Source organism: Paramagnetospirillum sp., assembly GCF_058402745.1.
Genome location: NZ_JBZVFI010000012.1, coordinates 261305 through 277525, shown reverse-complemented (window position 1 = coordinate 277525; position 16221 = coordinate 261305). Strand labels below are relative to the sequence as shown.

The 16221-nt window shown below is 59.4% G+C and carries 17 protein-coding genes and 1 pseudogene; 10 read left to right on the top strand and 8 right to left on the bottom strand.

Features of this window, described 5'->3' with window-relative positions:
* Positions 1-82 precede the first annotated feature (82 nt).
* Together tnpB (ACV4UZ_RS10825) and tnpA are read right to left on the bottom strand one after the other, a co-directional pair.
* The gene (tnpB, locus tag ACV4UZ_RS10825) at positions 83-430 is read right to left on the bottom strand and encodes an IS66 family insertion sequence element accessory protein TnpB (RefSeq protein ID WP_043744949.1); all 348 of its coding nucleotides are present in this window, start codon (positions 428-430) and stop codon (positions 83-85) included.
* Positions 427-777, bottom strand: a complete 351-nt coding sequence (tnpA, locus tag ACV4UZ_RS10820; RefSeq protein WP_158303983.1) for an IS66-like element accessory protein TnpA — start codon at positions 775-777, stop codon at positions 427-429. The genes tnpB (ACV4UZ_RS10825) and tnpA overlap by 4 nt, the downstream gene beginning before the upstream one ends.
* 272 nt (positions 778-1049) lie before the next feature.
* Here tnpA and tnpB (ACV4UZ_RS10815) point away from each other — a divergent pair, with 272 nt between their 5' ends.
* The 3 genes from tnpB (ACV4UZ_RS10815) to ACV4UZ_RS10805 all read left to right on the top strand — a co-directional run bounded on the left by tnpB (ACV4UZ_RS10815) (position 1050) and on the right by ACV4UZ_RS10805 (position 3376).
* Complete coding sequence (gene tnpB, locus ACV4UZ_RS10815) at positions 1050-1397, top strand: IS66 family insertion sequence element accessory protein TnpB (protein ID WP_043744949.1); 348 nt, start codon at positions 1050-1052, stop codon at positions 1395-1397.
* 87 nt (positions 1398-1484) lie between these two features.
* Positions 1485-3032: an IS66 family transposase gene (gene tnpC / locus ACV4UZ_RS10810; RefSeq protein WP_491600542.1), complete on the top strand. Its 1548-nt coding sequence runs from the start codon at positions 1485-1487 to the stop codon at positions 3030-3032.
* On the top strand, positions 3029-3376 hold the full coding sequence (locus ACV4UZ_RS10805) for a plasmid pRiA4b ORF-3 family protein (RefSeq protein WP_491600849.1): 348 nt from the start codon (positions 3029-3031) through the stop codon (positions 3374-3376). Before tnpC ends, ACV4UZ_RS10805 begins: the two co-directional genes overlap by 4 nt.
* Here the strand turns inward: ACV4UZ_RS10805 and ACV4UZ_RS10800 are convergent.
* Positions 3280-4290 (bottom strand): IS30 family transposase, encoded by a 1011-nt coding sequence (locus ACV4UZ_RS10800; RefSeq protein WP_491599453.1) that lies wholly within the window; start codon positions 4288-4290, stop codon positions 3280-3282. The genes ACV4UZ_RS10805 and ACV4UZ_RS10800 overlap by 97 nt on opposite strands.
* A gap of 64 nt (positions 4291-4354) precedes the next feature.
* Between ACV4UZ_RS10800 and ACV4UZ_RS10795 the strand changes: the two are divergent.
* Positions 4355-4675: pseudogene (locus ACV4UZ_RS10795) on the top strand (plasmid pRiA4b ORF-3 family protein); the annotation flags it as partial.
* 100 nt (positions 4676-4775) lie between these two features.
* On the opposite strand, the gene ACV4UZ_RS10790 reads toward ACV4UZ_RS10795, so the two are convergent.
* The gene (locus tag ACV4UZ_RS10790; RefSeq protein WP_491599533.1) at positions 4776-6020 is read right to left on the bottom strand and encodes an ISL3 family transposase; all 1245 of its coding nucleotides are present in this window, start codon (positions 6018-6020) and stop codon (positions 4776-4778) included.
* Positions 6021-6475: 455 nt separating this feature from the next.
* Here ACV4UZ_RS10790 and ACV4UZ_RS10785 point away from each other — a divergent pair, with 455 nt between their 5' ends.
* Positions 6476-7912, top strand: a complete 1437-nt coding sequence (locus ACV4UZ_RS10785; RefSeq protein WP_491600848.1) for a nitrate- and nitrite sensing domain-containing protein — start codon at positions 6476-6478, stop codon at positions 7910-7912.
* Complete coding sequence (locus ACV4UZ_RS10780; RefSeq protein WP_148207459.1) at positions 7875-8372, top strand: bacteriohemerythrin; 498 nt, start codon at positions 7875-7877, stop codon at positions 8370-8372. The genes ACV4UZ_RS10785 and ACV4UZ_RS10780 overlap by 38 nt, the downstream gene beginning before the upstream one ends.
* A gap of 105 nt (positions 8373-8477) precedes the next feature.
* Here ACV4UZ_RS10780 and ACV4UZ_RS10775 read toward each other — a convergent pair whose 3' ends face one another.
* Both ACV4UZ_RS10775 and ACV4UZ_RS10770 read right to left on the bottom strand, forming a co-directional pair.
* The gene (locus ACV4UZ_RS10775; protein WP_491600847.1) at positions 8478-8741 is read right to left on the bottom strand and encodes a hypothetical protein; all 264 of its coding nucleotides are present in this window, start codon (positions 8739-8741) and stop codon (positions 8478-8480) included.
* 263 nt (positions 8742-9004) lie between these two features.
* Positions 9005-10140, bottom strand: a protein-coding gene (locus tag ACV4UZ_RS10770) for an IS3 family transposase (RefSeq protein ID WP_491599535.1) whose coding sequence is annotated in 2 segments (ribosomal slippage) — positions 9005-9873 and positions 9873-10140 — 1137 coding nt in all. Because the reading frame shifts where the segments join, the coding sequence is not laid out codon by codon here.
* Between the two features lie 145 nt (positions 10141-10285).
* Here ACV4UZ_RS10770 and ACV4UZ_RS10765 point away from each other — a divergent pair.
* Complete coding sequence (locus ACV4UZ_RS10765) at positions 10286-10513, top strand: hypothetical protein (protein WP_491600846.1); 228 nt, start codon at positions 10286-10288, stop codon at positions 10511-10513.
* Positions 10514-10525: 12 nt separating this feature from the next.
* On the opposite strand, the gene ACV4UZ_RS10760 is transcribed toward ACV4UZ_RS10765, so the two are convergent.
* Positions 10526-11008 carry a hypothetical protein gene (locus ACV4UZ_RS10760; protein ID WP_491600845.1) on the bottom strand — a complete coding sequence of 161 codons (483 nt, stop codon included), beginning with the start codon at positions 11006-11008 and terminating at the stop codon, positions 10526-10528.
* 524 nt (positions 11009-11532) lie between these two features.
* On the bottom strand, positions 11533-12144 hold the full coding sequence (locus ACV4UZ_RS10755; protein WP_491600844.1) for a hypothetical protein: 612 nt from the start codon (positions 12142-12144) through the stop codon (positions 11533-11535).
* Between the two features lie 174 nt (positions 12145-12318).
* On the opposite strand from ACV4UZ_RS10755, the gene ACV4UZ_RS10750 reads away from it, so the two are divergent.
* The 3 genes from ACV4UZ_RS10750 to ACV4UZ_RS10740 all read left to right on the top strand — a co-directional run bounded on the left by ACV4UZ_RS10750 (position 12319) and on the right by ACV4UZ_RS10740 (position 16192).
* Positions 12319-13047 (top strand): hypothetical protein, encoded by a 729-nt coding sequence (locus tag ACV4UZ_RS10750; protein WP_491600843.1) that lies wholly within the window; start codon positions 12319-12321, stop codon positions 13045-13047.
* 660 nt (positions 13048-13707) lie between these two features.
* Complete coding sequence (locus ACV4UZ_RS10745; RefSeq protein ID WP_491600842.1) at positions 13708-14589, top strand: SH3 domain-containing protein; 882 nt, start codon at positions 13708-13710, stop codon at positions 14587-14589.
* Positions 14590-14668: 79 nt separating this feature from the next.
* The gene (locus ACV4UZ_RS10740) at positions 14669-16192 is read left to right on the top strand and encodes a hypothetical protein (protein ID WP_491600841.1); all 1524 of its coding nucleotides are present in this window, start codon (positions 14669-14671) and stop codon (positions 16190-16192) included.
* Positions 16193-16221: the final 29 nt, after the last annotated feature.

The window sequence follows — 16221 nt, the reverse complement described above, 5'->3', positions numbered from 1 at the left end:
CGATTCTACCGTCAGAAGCAGATTCCGACCAGCGCCAGCCCCTCATTTTGTGAGGATTCCCGCCGGGTGTGGCGGGAATGACTCACCCCGCCGATTGCGGCTTCCAGGTGCGGATCGGCATCCTCCAGTCGATCCCCTCCAGCAGCATGCCGAGTTGCGCCGGAGTCAGCCCGACGATGCCGTCCGCCGGCGACGGCCAGACGAAGCGGCCCTTCTCCAGACGCTTGGAAAATAGGCAAAGACCTTGGCCGTCCCACCACAACACCTTGATCAGATCGCCCCGCCGCCCCCGGAACACGAAGACCTGGCCGCCGAAGGGATCGCGAGACAGCTTCGCCTGCACCAGCATCGCCAGCCCGTCAAAACCTTTGCGCATGTCGGTGTGCCCGGAAGCCAACCACACCCGCGTCGACGTCGGCGGCACGATCATCCCAGCGCCGCCAGTACCCGGCGTAACGGCTCGGTCGCCACCTCCGGCCCCACCCGGACCATCACGCCAGTGGGCAGCACGATTTCAATCCGCCCGCTATCGTCCGGCACCACAGCCGGGGGCTCCGAAACCGCGATCGCCAGAAAACCACCATCAGCGATCCCAGTAGCGGCCGCCAGCAACTCCCGCCGCCAAGTGAACAACTGCTGTGGCGCGATCCCATGGCGCCGGGCCACGCTGGACACTGTCCGGCCCGGCATCGCCGACTCCGCCACCATCTGCTGCTTGTCCGCCGCACTCCAACGCCGACGGCGCTGAACCGACGTGATCACCTCGACCTGGGTCATCGTGCCACGCATTAAAGTCACCATAATGCTTGGCACTTGGCCTCAACTCGCCCCGCCGCACAAGGCAGCCGTCAGAGGACGGTTACGGAGTTGCTGGCGGCCGCTACTGGGATCGCTGATGGTGGTTTTCTGGCGATCGCGGTTTCGGAGCCCCCGGCTGTGGTGCCGGACGATAGCGGGCGGATTGAAATCGTGCTGCCCACTGGCGTGATGGTCCGGGTGGGGCCGGAGGTGGCGACCGAGCCGTTACGCCGGGTACTGGCGGCGCTGGGATGATCGTGCCGCCGACGTCGACGCGGGTGTGGTTGGCTTCCGGGCACACCGACATGCGCAAAGGTTTTGACGGGCTGGCGATGCTGGTGCAGGCGAAGCTGTCTCGCGATCCCTTCGGCGGCCAGGTCTTCGTGTTCCGGGGGCGGCGGGGCGATCTGATCAAGGTGTTGTGGTGGGACGGCCAAGGTCTTTGCCTATTTTCCAAGCGTCTGGAGAAGGGCCGCTTCGTCTGGCCGTCGCCGGCGGACGGCATCGTCGGGCTGACTCCGGCGCAACTCGGCATGCTGCTGGAGGGGATCGACTGGAGGATGCCGATCCGCACCTGGAAGCCGCAATCGGCGGGGTGAGTCATTCCCGCCACACCCGGCGGGAATCCTCACAAAATGAGGGGCTGGCGCTGGTCGGAATCTGCTTCTGACGGTAGAATCGACGGCATGGTTCCAGACGCCCTGCCCACCGATATCGTCGCGCTACAGGCCATCATCGCCACCCAGGCGGATGCGTTGGCCGCCGCCCAGGCCGGCCTGATGAGCAAGACGCTGGAGGTGGAGAAGCTGCGGATCGAGCTGGCCCGTTTGCGCCGGATGCAGTTCGGCCGCTCGTCGGAGAAAATCAGCCGCGCCGCCGATCAGTTGGAGCTGATGCTGGAGGAGGTCGAATCGAGTGCCGCCGCCGCCTTGGCGCCAGCCGAGGACGGTGCGAGCGACGGCCCCGCGCCGAAGCGCAATCGTGCCCGGCGGCCGCTGCCGCCACACCTGCCGCGCACCGAGGTGGTCCACGATAGCGCCTGTACCTGCCCTTCCTGCGGCGGAGCGATGCGCAAGGTCGGCGAAGACGTCACCGAGATCCTCGATTACGTCCCCGGCCGCTTTCAGGTGATCCGCCACATCCGGCCCGCCTATTCCTGCCGAGCCTGCGAGGGCATGGTCCAGGCGCCGATGCCCTCGATGCCGATCGAGCGCGGTCTGCCCTCCGCCGCCTTGCTGGCCCATGTGCTGGTGTCTAAATACTGCGATCACCTGCCGCTCTACCGCCAATCGGGGATCTATGCCCGCGATGGCGTCGATCTCGACCGTGGACTCCTGGCCGAGTGGGTCGGCAAGGCCGCCACCCTGGTCCGTCCCCTGGTGGACGCGGCCGAGGCCCATGCCATGGCCGGCGGCCAGATCCATGGTGACGACACGCCGGTGCCCGTGCTGGCGCCGGGGATCGGCAAGACCAAAACCGGCCGATTATGGGCGTATCTGCGCGACGAGCGGCCCTGGGATGGACCGGCTCCACCCGCCGTGGCCTACCGCTACAGTCCAGACCGCAAGGGCGAGCGTCCACAGAAGCATCTCGCCGGTTTCCGTGGCCACCTCCATGCCGATGGCTATGCCGGCTTCGGCGAGTTGTACCTGGCCAAGGAGGGCAAACCACCGCCAGTGACGGAGGTCGCCTGCTGGGCGCATGTACGCCGCAAATTCCACGATGTCCATGTCGCCACCACGGCACCGATCGCCGCGGAGGCGCTGGAACGTATCGGTCGCCTGTTCGCCGTCGAGCGCGCCATTGTCGGCATCCCACCCGACCAGCGTCGCGCCATCCGACAGGTCGAGGCCTGTCCCATCATGGGAGATCTGGCAGGCTACCTCGACGCCAGCCTGACCCGCATCTCCGGCAAAAGCGAGTTGGCCGCCGCCATCCGCTATGCCCGCTCGCGCTGGTCAGCGCTCACCCGCTATCTCGACGATGGCCACCTGGAGATCAGCAACAACGCCGCCGAACGGGCGATGCGCCCGCTGGCACTGGGCCGAAAAAACTGGTTGTTCGCCGGCTCCGATGCCGGCGGCGACCGCGCCGCCGCCATCTACACTCTGACCGAGACCGCCAAGCTCAACGGCCTCGACCCGGAGGCCTATCTGCGCGATGTTCTGACGCGGATTGCCGACCACCCGGTAAACCGCATCGCCGCCCTGCTGCCCTGGAACATCGCACCATGACCGAGATTGCCCGCCTCAAGATCCAACTCGATGACATGGACCTGCCCGTGATCCGGCGGATCGAAGTGCCACTCACCATGCGTCTGGCGGATCTGCACCTTGTCATCCAGATCGCCATGGGCTGGGAAAACTATCACCTCTACGAATTCCGCGTCGGCCGCGCCGTCGCCTATGGCATTCCCGACCCGGATTGGCCGGACTCAAACACCCTCTCCGCCAAAACGGCGACCCTGGCCGATCGATGGACTCACATTTCAAGTGCAACACCGAGATCGATGGCTTTTCCGAGGAAAGCCTCAAGCGGAGTTCGATATCCGAGGCACTTTCGCGGGGTGAGGTTGTAGTCCATGGCCAGGTCGTCCAGATCGGCCTGGGAAACTGCCGCGAGATCTGTTTTTCGCGGCAGTCCCCGCCGCATTCGCCCGATGGCGTTCTCGACGCCGCCCTTCTGCCAGGGGCTATGGGGATCGCAGAAATAGGTTTTCATGCGAAGCCTTGTCTTCAGGCGGCGATGGGCCGCGAATTCAGAGCCGTTATCGAAGGTGATGGTGCGGCGCTGCTCGGCAGGAAATCGCCGCAGCATGGCGGTCAGGCTGTCGGCGATTGGCTCGGCGGCTTTGCTGAGGTGATGCCGGAGCAGAAGCAGGCGCGAGCTACGTTCGTGCGCCACCAGGACGGCTTGGCGATAGCGGGAGAACAGCATCAGATCGGCTTCCCAGTGGCCGGTCTGGCGCCGGTCGGCGACCTCGGCGGGACGCTCGGCTACCGGCACTCGCTGGGGAATGAAATGCACCGAGCTGCCGCCCTTGCGGCCACGCCAGCCACGCTGAAACTTGGCGCGCGGCAGCAGCCGGTGCAGATAGTCCTTGTGGCTGTTCACGCGCCAGTAGATGTAGCGGTAAATTGACTCGTGGCTGATCACCGGCCTACCTTGCTCAAGCTCGAGCCGCCCGGCGATCTGCTCCGGGGACCATCCCATCGCAAGGCCGTCCAAGGTCAGTTTCCTGAGCGCGCTCGAGCGCTCCAGTTTGTAAAGCTTGCGCCGCCGCCGGGCGCGGGCCTGGATCATCGCCCAATCCACCTTGTAGCCGACTTGGGCGCCACTGTTGCGCTCCAGCTCTCGGCTGATTGTTGACGCCGCCCGGCCCAAGGCCCGGGCAATGGCTCGCCGAGATTTACCGTCTGCATGCAGACGGTAAATCTCGCACCGCTCATCCAGACTGAGCTGATTGTATCGTTGTCCCATCGCAGCACCCATTATAGCGGGTGTTGCACTTCGATCGTGAGCTTAGGATCTCCTCCTCCACCTCAAACGGAACAAAACATTCCAATACGTTTACGATTTCGGCGACGATTGGATGCATACGGTGAAACTCGAAGCTCTCGCCGAAGCCGATCCCGAGGTCAGCTATCCCCGCTTGCTGGACGCCCAAGGCGCCTGCCCGCCAGAAGACTGCGGCGGGCCCTGGGGCTACGCCCATTACCTCGAAGTCATCGCCGATCCCGACCATGAAGACCATGACAACATGATCGAATGGCGCGGCCCCGGATTTGATCCATCGACCATCGACGAAGCCGCTATCCGCAAGGAATTCACCAAGTTTGCCAATCGGCGTAAGCGGAAACCCAAGGCAACGCCGTAGCCGTCAGAGGACGGTTACCCATAAGGTATATGTCGCCTACCACTTTTGAGTGGGTGGAACAAAGGGTGCTTTGCCTGAAATTCACTGGTTCTTCGACGCCTCAAATGGATTTGAAGAGATCCCCGAGTGGGGCGGCGATCAGGTAGATCATGGTCGCGAAGGTTGTGGTATTGCGGTAGCCCCTGGCGCGAGCGCGTGCCGCCTGGAAGAGGCCGTTGAAGCCCTCCAGTCGGGCGTTGCTGTGGGTTGATGTCCAGCGTTCGAGGATGCGTTGGCGGTGGTGCTCGACGGTTCCCAACGCCTTGCGGACGGGATCGAGGATGGTGTTGTCGCCGATCACCTCGAGTGCATGGCGCAGAAAGTTGGTGATCCGCCAGCGGGCAGCCTGGACGGTGTCGGCCTTGCGCACCCAGCGGAGTTTCTCCTTGAGCCGCCATGCGATGGCGGTCAACAGGTCGGAGGCTTCCAGTTCGGCCAGAGCCTCTGCCTGTGCCTCGGTCATCTTGCCGTCGGCCTTCTTCAGGATGGCCCAGCGCAGCGCCTTGGGCAGCTTGTTGCTCCTGGCTTCGGCGCGTCGGACCTCGTCGAGGGCCTTGGTGAACAACTGGACCACATGGAACCAGTCCACGGTGACGGCGGCGTTGGGGAAGGTTTCCCCGATGGCGGCGATGAAGGCGGGGCTCATGTCGCAGACCACCTCGACGACGCGGCCCGGCTGGCCGCCATGGTCCATCATGAACGCCTTGAACCGGGTGACGGTCTCCTTGCCCCGGCCGGGGGTGACGAAGACCACCGGCTTGTCCTTGCGGTCGAGATCGATGAACACGGTGACATAGGTATGGCCGCGCTTGGCGGCGGTTTCATCAAGGCCGACGGCGGCGAGCTTGGACAGGTCGAGGCGCTCCACCGCCTTGCGGACATAATGATGAACGATCCGCCATAGACGGTTGTCAGTGACCTCGATGATGCGAGCCGCCGCCAGCACCGGCATCTCGCGGACCAGAACCAGCGCCACCTGCTCGAACAGCAGAGTGAACTGACTGCCTTCTCTCGCCCACGGCACGCCGATCCGAAGCACACCATGCTCCGGACAGTCGGTGCGCGGCACCTTGGCGGTGATGTGGCAATGGTGCTGGAAGAAGTTGAGGTGCCGCCAGGTGAACTCCGCGAAGTCGTGCGCCTTGCAGGCTCGGCCACACTGGGGACAGGCAAACATGGTGCCGCGATCGACCGCAATCTCCAGGTGCAGCACGTGCGGATGAACCGTCGTGTCCAGTCGCTGCTCGACCAGTTTCCACGGCGGGGAAACGCCCAGCCCCAAAGCCATGATCGTATTGGCGTCCACGTCGATCTCCTCTCCTCCCAGACCACCGCAGAGTGCCATCGTGCTCACGCCGGTCAAGGACGCGTCCCACGCCGCTGACGCGGTGGCCTGCGGCCATCCCTGACCACCGCTCCGCTCGATGGCCTGCCAGACGGCAGGTCGGGACGAGGGGATGGTCAGCGGATTAATCGAACAAGGGGATATTCAGCTACAGGTAGGCAGGGCGCTCACGCCGGAACCGGCGCAATTCCACTTCCAACGTCGAAGAGGCAATTCACTTGTCGACCAATTCAGTGGCGGCTTTCCGTGGCGTAGTAGTGGTAACGCGGATCATTTGTTGCCCCTATCATTTTGGATAGAGCGACGCGCCAGGCACCTCTGTGCCATTGAAATGGTATCCCGCGAACTACGGTAAGCAAATAGGCGCCAATAATGATGATAATGCCTAATGCCTAAAATAATAACAGGGGGATTACATGATCCGGCTTACTGATCTCAAGATTTCTGGAAAGATCACCCTGTCGTTCCTGTTTCCCGCCGCACTAATTTTTGGCTTGGCCGCCTATGTTATCAGTGACAAGGCGCGGGTGGTATCTGAGACAGCAGCCCTAGCGGCCATTGCACCGCTCACCGCAGACATCAGCGCCCTAGTGCACGAAGTGCAGAAGGAGCGCGGTACCTCGGCGGTGTTCATCGGGAGCAAGGGCGAAAAATTTCGCGACGAGCTAAAGGCACAGCGCAAGTTGACCGATGAGGCCCGTGCCAAGCTCGAACGCTCGGTGTCCAGCATCGACCTGACGGCGCTTGGACGCAGTTTTCCTCCCAAGGTTGAGGCTGCCGCCAAGCGCTATGAAGCTCTGGTCACTTCCCGCGATGCCATCGATGCGCTTTCCATTGACGCCCGAACCTCGTTCGGCAACTTCACCGAGACTATTCGGTTGCAATTGGACGTAGTCAGCCAGATATCTCTCTTGTCGAGTGACATCTGGGTAGGACGCATGGTTGGTGCCTACCTTAAGCTGATGGAAGGCAAGGAGAAGGCCGGGCAGGAGCGAGCAACCGCTGCTGGCGCCTTTGCTGCGGGAAAGTTTGGGCCCGACGTCTACCTGCGCTTTGTATCCATCGTGGCTGAGCAGAGGCAGTTCCTTACCGAATTCCAGGCCAGTGCTGCGCCTGAGCAGGTGGAATTTTATCGTTCGACCCTGGACAGCCCTGCTACTCAGACGGTGGATCGTATGCGCAAGATCGGCCTGGAGAGCACGGCCACCGGCAATGTGGGAGATGTCACAGGCCCCGCTTGGTTTGCTGCCGCTACCGAACGGATCAACCTCCTTAAAACGGTCGAAGACCGTATGGCCGCCGATGTTCTTGCCCTGGCCTCGCGAGTTAGCTCAGACGCCCGCGGCGTACTGGGAGCAACCATTTTCGGTGTGCTCGCGGCGGCGGCTGTGGCGCTGGCTGTGGCATGGGCTGTGGTGCGCCAGATGACATCGGCCATCGGCTCACTGGTGGGTACCATGGAGCGACTGTCAGCCAACGATTTTTCGGTGATTGTGGGCGGAACCGAACGGGGTGACGAAATGGGAGCTATCCTGACCCGGTTGCGGATGCGGCGATTCGCCCTGTCTATCGACGATTTTGGCACCGGCTATTCGTCATTGAAGCAACTTCAACACGGACCGTTTACCGAATTGAAGATCGATCAGTCCTTCATCGCCAAGGCGCTGGAAGAGGAAGGATCGCTGGCCATCGTCGAAAGTTCCGTCCAATTGGGACGCCGCATGGGGTTGAAGGTAGTGGCCGAAGGGATCGAAACCGAGCAGCAGATGGACCTGATCAGGCATCTTGGTTGCGACGAGGCCCAGGGCTACCTCCTTGGTCGGCCTGTCGCCGCCAATGATTTTCCCCGTTAACACCCATTCAAACAAAGGTCCAACTATGGAACAGACGGCACCGGAATGGTTTGACGGCAAGAAACTCGGGGTGGACTTCATCGACCAGGATCATGCCCAGATTGCGTCCATGATGGACTTCTTGGTGATCCGGTTGGCGGGGCCATCAACGGATGAAGGTATCAACGCGGTACTGTCCGAGTTGGCGGACTTCACCCGTGTCCATTTCGAGCGCGAAGAAGATGTGATGAAGCAAACCGACTACCCTGACAGGGAGGAACATGCGGCGGTTCACAGGGGGCTGATCCGGGTACTTTCTGAACTAATCGCACGTGTGAGACGAGAGGGCCATTCGAAGTTATCTGGGAGCGAGGTTCAATCCTTGAGAAACTGGGTTACCGGACACATCAAGATGGAAGACCGAAAACTCGCTGAATATCTGGCTCAACGATCTAACTTTGCCGTGCTAGTCATTGATTGATGTTGGATCTTCGGGGGGCTGCGACAGGTGATGCAGCCAGTGAGAAAGATCGGAAGACATAAGTGGAACGGGTGACCAGACTGGATACAAATTTCAATTGGCCCGTCAATAGGCTGTTGAAGTTGGAACCGTGAAATCCCGTATGGCCGTCCGACCGGTGCTCGGATCCACCATCACCACCCGTTTAATCTCGACGTTTTTCTGATGCAGGCGGCCGTACAAATGACCTGCCTGGACGATAAAATCGGAATTGACGAATTTCGCGCAGACTGGGCCGAAGCCATCGCGAATCGGCAGATAGATAACCGCGCTTCCACGGAACTTTACTCCCTGGAACTTTCCGTCACCGTCGCCGGTCTGTTCAAACACCGCATCCTCAACCTTCTTTCCGGCGACGGTAATGATTGTATCCGTGTCCGGACCGTCGATCTTTTTGACGCAACCGGAGGCGTGGAAATAGATAACGAACGCTCCATATGTGTGTGGATGAGAGGTGGCCGGGTTTGTTCGGACAGATTTGGTCGTCGGCTAAGTGGATCTCCTGCCGGTTTCTGTCGCGATATGCCGATGGGTGGCCTCATGCAGGGAGGGCGTAGCCCGACTGGAATGAGGCCACCCATCGGCGGCAAAAATCATGCTGCCACCGCCTGGGGCAGTTTGTCAAAGTAGGCCCGGTCCGGCGTCTGCCGTCCCAAGCTCGAATGCGGTCTCCGTCCATTGTAGAAGTCGAGATAGCGGCCAATGGATGCCCGCGCTTCGCTGACGCTGTCGTAGGCCCGAAGGTAGACCTCCTCGTATTTGACCGAGCGCCACAACCGCTCGACGAAGACGTTGTCCCGCCATGCCCCTCGACCGTCCATGCTGATGGCGACGCCGTTGTCGCGCAGCAGACCGGTGAAGGCGGCGCTTGTAAATTGGCTGCCTTGGTCGGTGTTGAAAATCTCCGGCTTGCCGTACTTGGCCAGAGCCGCCTCGACCGCTTCGAGGCAGAAATCCACCTCCATGGTGATCGACACCCGCCAGGACAGAACCCGCCGGCTGTACCAGTCGAGCACCACGGCGAGGTAGACGAAGCCCCGTGCCATGGGAATGTAGGTGATGTCCATGGCCCAGACCTGATTGGGCCGCTCGATCTTCATCCCCCGCAGCAGGTAGGGATGAATCTTATGGCCGGAGGCTGGCTTCGAGGTGTTGGGCCGGCGATACAGCGCCTCCACCCCCATCCGCCGCATCAGGGTGATGACGCGACAGCGGCCGATCTTGAAGCCTTCGGCCCGCAGGAAATCGCGCAACATCCGGCTGCCGGCGAAGGGGAACTCCAGGTGCAACTTGTCGATCCGGCCCATGATCGACAGATCCTCCGCCGACACCGCCTGCGGTTGATAATAGAGACTGCTGCGGCTGAGCCGGAGAACCTGGGCCTGCCGGGTCAGCGGTAGATCGTGGTCACGGTCGATCATCGCTTTGCGCTCAACATGCCGGCCTTGGTGAGCGCGCCGGACAAAAAATCGTTTTCCAGCGCCAACTGACCGATCTTGGCATGCAACTCTTTCAGATCCACCGCCGGGGCCGCCGAGGCCTCGGACGGGCCGGCGCCGAATACTCCCGCCGCCCCCTCCAGCAATTGGCCTCGCCAGGTCGTGATCTGGTTCGGGTGCACATCAAACTGCTGTGCCAACTCCGCCAGCGTCTTGTCGCCCTTGATCGCAGCCAAGGCCACCTTCGCCTTGAAAGCCGGTGTGTGATTCCGTCTCGTCCGCTTCGTCATCTTGCCTCCTGAACTCGCGGTATCATCGCCGCTGTCAGGCAGGAAATCCACTTAACGCCCTGTCCGAATTTCCCAGGCCGGCTCTGATGTAAATCTTTTGCTCTCATGATAAATATTTATACAAAACATAAACGCAGGAGACACAATGAGACTTAATGACTTTGATGGTTTTTATGATGACTTCATCCCTCCTTCGGAGGGTATAGATGTTGGCAATGCCAATGATCAGCACCCAACTTTGATGTACGACGTCAACAAGGCATTTGACGCGATGCGACAGTGCCTGGCGCGGGTCGAACGACTGATCGACCAAGCGGAGCGGAAGCTGGCCGATTCACAACTTCCAGTCGGAATCAGGGTTGTTGAGCGGTAGGCGGGCATCCCCTCAGGCCGCCGCATCTATTTGCACCTGCAACAAGTCCTTGATCATGGACTGCAGTTCAAGGGCGTCATCGTCCTGCTGCCCCTCAAGCGCCTGAAGAACGCGGTGGAGAAGGCGGTCAGATAGACGAAAGGGCAAGCTCGATGACTGCTCTGAAGACATGGCATTGCCATCACGCATCCGCCGGATTTCAGCCAATTTTGTCCTGTCAGATTCGGTCGGGCCGCTTTCTCGCGACAGGTACTGCTTGCCGTAGGCCGAGATGATGGCGGTGGCGCCGCCTTGAGCGTCAAACCATGTGGAAAAATCCTCAGGTTTTACGCCATGTTCGCCCGCCCAGCGGATGATCCGCACAGAGTAGTCCGTCAGCCGTTTAACGTTGATCTCCTTCATGGCCGCTCTGGTCAGATTTCCTGTGTCCTTATTTGGTTGGCTCAGGGTTGTCAGATCGAGCTTGATATCGTGTGTCACGGTCTTGGCCAGCACGGTGAAAAAGTACCGAACTGGTAGCTGGTATGGGTGCTTTGGGGCCTTCACCCGAGCTGTGCAAATAGCCTTGAAGCCGTCTGGATCAGTGTTAATTGCGTGCCAGACGAATGAGTACAACAAGGCGTGGCGGTCTCTGGACGTCGCATGGCGCGACTTCCACTCATTGCACACGTGGGATGTCCACCGCTCAATAGCGCCAACCTCAAGGTCCTTGAGCTTTACAGGGAGATGGATTCTGCGGGGTGGATCATCAAACACCGGCTGGTCACTCGGCGGAGTTTGAACCACTGATGAGCAGCTCGGATCTGGCGCAGTTATAACGCAGGCCGATGACTGAGCCTGAGAGAGCGGAAACCGCTTATAGTATTGTCCGGGCGACGAGCCATGCATCCGGACGTGCCGCTCAAGTGAGGCACGGGATGGGTAGCTTTTCTTGCAGACTTGACATTCTATTGCCATTGCAGGATCCCCTTACCAGGGCTGTGAGCGCGACGGTCTCAGAACCATCGCGCTCACAGCGGTCACCACCAGTTCGCCATCTCTTTCAAGTGGTAAGGGACCTTTTCCGGAGGCAGTGCCGCAACAACCTCTTCAGGAGTTTTATTGAGGGCGTAATGCCGGTAACCATAAGGTAGAGATGAATGCTCACCCAGTAGAAAGCGGTACATGTCCGGTGACCCGCACACATCCCCTGAAGGCCAATCCCCCCAGTTTGATTGGGCGAAATGCCGAACAAGATCCTGGGTGGCGCCCCAGTCGATACCCTGAAGTGACACAATTGGCGACGTTTCGATAATTTCCAGATCTAATGCGTTGATCCACTTGGTAACAGTATCGGTCAGTTCGCTTTGACGCCCCACAATGTGAATGTCACCGAATCCCTCTTCACGACAAATATCCACCGAGGCAATGAACGTATTATCTGCATCCTCACAGGCATTGATTGCCGCCCTGACGGATACTACATTTCCTTGCGCAACAATCAGCGTGTTCCGTCGAATCGTGCATCGCGCAATTTCTTGCGACTGTCGGATCACCTCATCCGGCTGTGTGGTTCTCAAGCGAATCTCCGGTTGACGATATCCGGATCCTTTAAAGTCGTAAGGACTTCCATAAAAAGATGTATCCAACATGGCTCTCTCCTCTGTGTGTTCGCCGTTGTTGAAACAACTGGCATCACCAGGATTAAGCGCTGGAGTTGAATGTAGCAATTCAATGACCTGACAGAGGGGGGTGTGTCAGCGGAGCCATCTATTTGATTTTTTTGGAAATGGTAATCTCCAGGGCTCTCTTGAGGATTGTTCGGCATGGAACCACCTTGGCTGATTGGATACATATTCCCGCCACTCGGCGATATCGTCGGGCAGGAAGCCCGTTGCCGTGCTATTGCGGATCGATTGCGAAAGCCCATCCAGATAGTGGTGGAGCAGGATCCTGAGACGCGGGGCTCAATAATCCGCGCAACAACCATCGACAATGATACGCCAAGTATAACAATATCTAGCCTTGACGTTTGCGGCATTTCAAACGTTATCGATGCCGCATCTCTCGGAGAGATGATAATAATCACACCAAATGAGAGTGTTGCTTTATACTCCTGGCGGATGTGCTCCCACCTAAAGCTGTCGTTAATTAATTTCGTCCAGGCAGACCTCTTGCATGAGCGGATTCATTCCAAGAATTTTATAAGCATTTTCAATTCAAATATGATTGAAATGAGTTCAAAACTTGATGGCGTGATGAACAATACAAATCTTCGCAAAATGCAGAAGTCTGAAGAAGAATACGTAAATTTATCTCGAATGGTTTTCGATATAATACTAGAATATCGACCAACCAATATTGATAATGTTGTATATTTAGCGGAGTCTATGCCAGAGTTTCTTGGCAAGAAACCTGGCGCGATAAGGAAGAAGATAGATCGCGCGCTTGATCATACATTTAGAAAAAGTGATGTGCAGGCTCGACTGAAAGCTAACCTGGAGGATTGGCATCGTGAAAACGGCAAAGTCCCCCCTCCGGCTAAGGTCCGGTGAATGGACCATGGGCGCATCGTGAGGAGCGATTTTGCGATGGCCTAATCGGTGCCGCGGTCCAGGCGGCCTAATGGCATCACATCTTGTACGCGGTGATCGCTATGGCGAGGATCGCAAGCACCGCCATCAGCGCCAGCCGATTACGGCGGGCACGCTGCTGCTGAAGGCGGGATGGTCTGGGCCGCAAGGTCCAAGCCACGGCTCTCCGCTGTTGCTGGAAGATGGGTTCGGAACCATGTACGCTGAGACTTGATTGACATTGGACATCCAGCATGCCGCCGAGAAAAATCCCGGCGACGGGTTATCCGTCGTCAAGTCCGGTTGTCGCGCGAGCTCGGCGCGCTCCGCCGCTTCCGCGATCATCCCTGCCTCCGACCTCTGCCGGAGTACAGATGAACTTTTGCAAGAACCCCCAGTGCGCCAACTACGGCGTTCCGGTGCCCATGCAGAGGACACCGGGCGTAAAGGGAACCTACTGGATAAAAAGATGACTGAGACTACCATCGGCATCGACATCTCAAAAGACAGCCTCGATGCCCACCAGTGCCGCCCTTCTGGCAGGTATGGAAAACTGAGGGATGGTGAGTTTGCTACTGTTCAGCTCCCTTTGCAGTAGCCGGAGGATTTGCTAACCTGCACGAAAGTATCAGGAGGGGACGAATGATTAGAAAGAGTGCTGCTGCCATATCCGTTGTCGCGTTGCTCTCAACGACGGGCTGCCAGACCGACAACATTACCAAACAGGATGTCGGCACTGCAGTCGGCGTCGGTGCCGGCTTGTTGATCGGCTCGCAATTGGGGGGAGGAACTGGCCGCTACGTCGCCATGGGTGTCGGCGCGCTGATCGGCGGCTATCTCGGAAATCAGCTTGGCAAGATGCTGGACGAGAAGGACCAGCAGGCGGTTTCCGCGCAAACAGCCAAGGCCCTGAGTGAATCGAAGGACGGGCAGAGTGTCAGTTGGAGCAATCCGGAAACCGGGGCCAAGGCAAAGATCACCCCGATCAGTACGGCGAGTGAGCAGCGTTCGGTGGCGGTTGTCAGGGAAAAGAGGGTGGCTCCGGTTCCGGCCATGGATCTGATCGGAGAAACCTATGTAGCGAACAAGAGTGCCAATTTACGTGCGGCGCCTAACCAGAGCGCCGATACCCTTGGAGGGCTTCATGCCGGTGAGCGGTTCCAGGCTGTCGGCAAGGTGAGTGGTTCGGATTGGATCATTGTCGGCAAGGACAAGCGCACGGTGGGCTATGTCCACACTTCGCTGGTCAAGAAGGCGCCTCCGCCACCACTGCCCGCACCCGCCCAGTTGCCGTCGGAAGTCGCCACTGACCAGCCCTCTCAGCTAACGAAGCCGGTCAATCTGGATGAGGTCAAAGCCACCGAGGTCGCCGACCTCGATAAGCTTGGTCTGGTTGCCGAAATGGTTCCGGCCAAGACTACCTGCCGGACGGCCAAGATGGAGGTTTCAGGCAAAGGGGAAAGCACCAACAACACGGTTAAATCCTGCAAGGGAACCAATGGGATGTGGGAAGTTCAGATTTGAATGATGGCGGAAGCGCCGTCTCCAGGGCGCCAACCCCTGGGGACGGTGCTGCGGGATGTTTTTGTATACGAGGGGGCGGATGTTTGTGCTTTTGAGGGGGCTCGCAGCCGTATTGATGGTCGGCTTGTTCGGCTGTCAGGTATTCGCCGCAAGTGGTGAGGAGCGGATCGCTGCGTCCGAGAAACTAGGTGTTGCCGTATTTGTTCCAGCGAACGGCGGCGGCTGGTGCAGAAGCACACTCATCTTGAAGGTCGTTGCCAAGGAGATCAGCTTCTTCCAGGGGCGCGGCATGGAAAGCCTTCTGCCGATTCTGCGGACTTCTGTTCTGCCAGGCGCCAGATGTCTGGACGTAAACTCGATGAGCTTTGAAGGTGTCGTGGGGGATGACGACTTCGCCATCCCGGTTTATCGGGCTCAGGCCAGCCAGGAGCAGAATTGGACATTGGTCGTGACAAAACCCGCCCCCGTACCGAAGGCGACTGAAGAGAAAATTGCTGTGGCAAACCTTGCCAAGGTGGAAACTGTGCCGCTGCCTGCCCCCAAGCATTCCGGAATCAATATCGACAGCCTGCCTGCATCTGTTTCGGCAGCCTCGGCGGCAAGCGCGGAGGCTGGTCCTGGGAGCTCATCGCTCGGAGGGCTCATGATGGGCATGATTGTCGCAATGGGCGGCCTCGGGCTTGCCGGCGGCACATTTGTAATGCTGCGTCAACGTCTGCCGCAGAGGTACTTGTTGATAGTGGTCGCAGCTATCACCATTGGGGGCACAGGGGCCGGGGCGGCCCTGTGGCACTCGGCACCACCTACTAGCCGGCTCTCCCCGGTTCAGGAACAACCCGTTGCCGCGGCTATTGCCGTCAGAAGCGATGCATTGCCTCTGGTTGTGATGCCCACTGTCGTGACAGCTGAAGTGTCGCCGCAAGTGGCAGTCGACGCCCCCACCCCCGCTCCGGTGAGTCTAGACACCGTCGAGAAGATCGCCGCACCGGACGCGGTTCCGGAGGGAATGCGTGAGTTGCAAACCAGGGAGGGCTGCCGGGTCGCCGAATACCCAGCCTACTATTCTCCACAGGAGGCGAAGGATATCCGGGAGATTACCTGGAATGGCTCTTGTTCCGGCCCTCGCCGTATGGTCAGCGGAACCGGCGTTCTTCATTATCAAATGAACAATGGCAAGATGTCCTATGACGGCGATATGGTCGATGGCATGCGCGACGGGATTGGAACCTTCACCCTGAGTGGGCAGTTTACCGCCATGGCGCGGTGGGCCAAAGGGCGAGTTTCGTCGAAGGTCGCACTCGATGCGGGCGGGACAAAGCTCACATGCGTCGCCGACGGGCAGACACAAAATCTGGTCGATTGCTATGGGGCGGGCGAGCGTTTCGGAACCGGAGGTGGCAAGGCTCTGGCCGAAAAGATGGATCGCTACGTCAAGAGCGTCGTCGATCAGACCAAGAAAAACTGGCAGGACTATGCGGAAACTGAACGCAATGCTCCTGCCGCCTGTAAAGAGCGTCGGTCTCAGTGCGAGTCACAATGTGGCTCCATCGACGGTTGCTCAACAAAGTGCTACGAGGCGTTTTTGTATTGCGCCAAGCAATAGGCTTGTCGCAGGGCGCGGTTGCGGGGGAA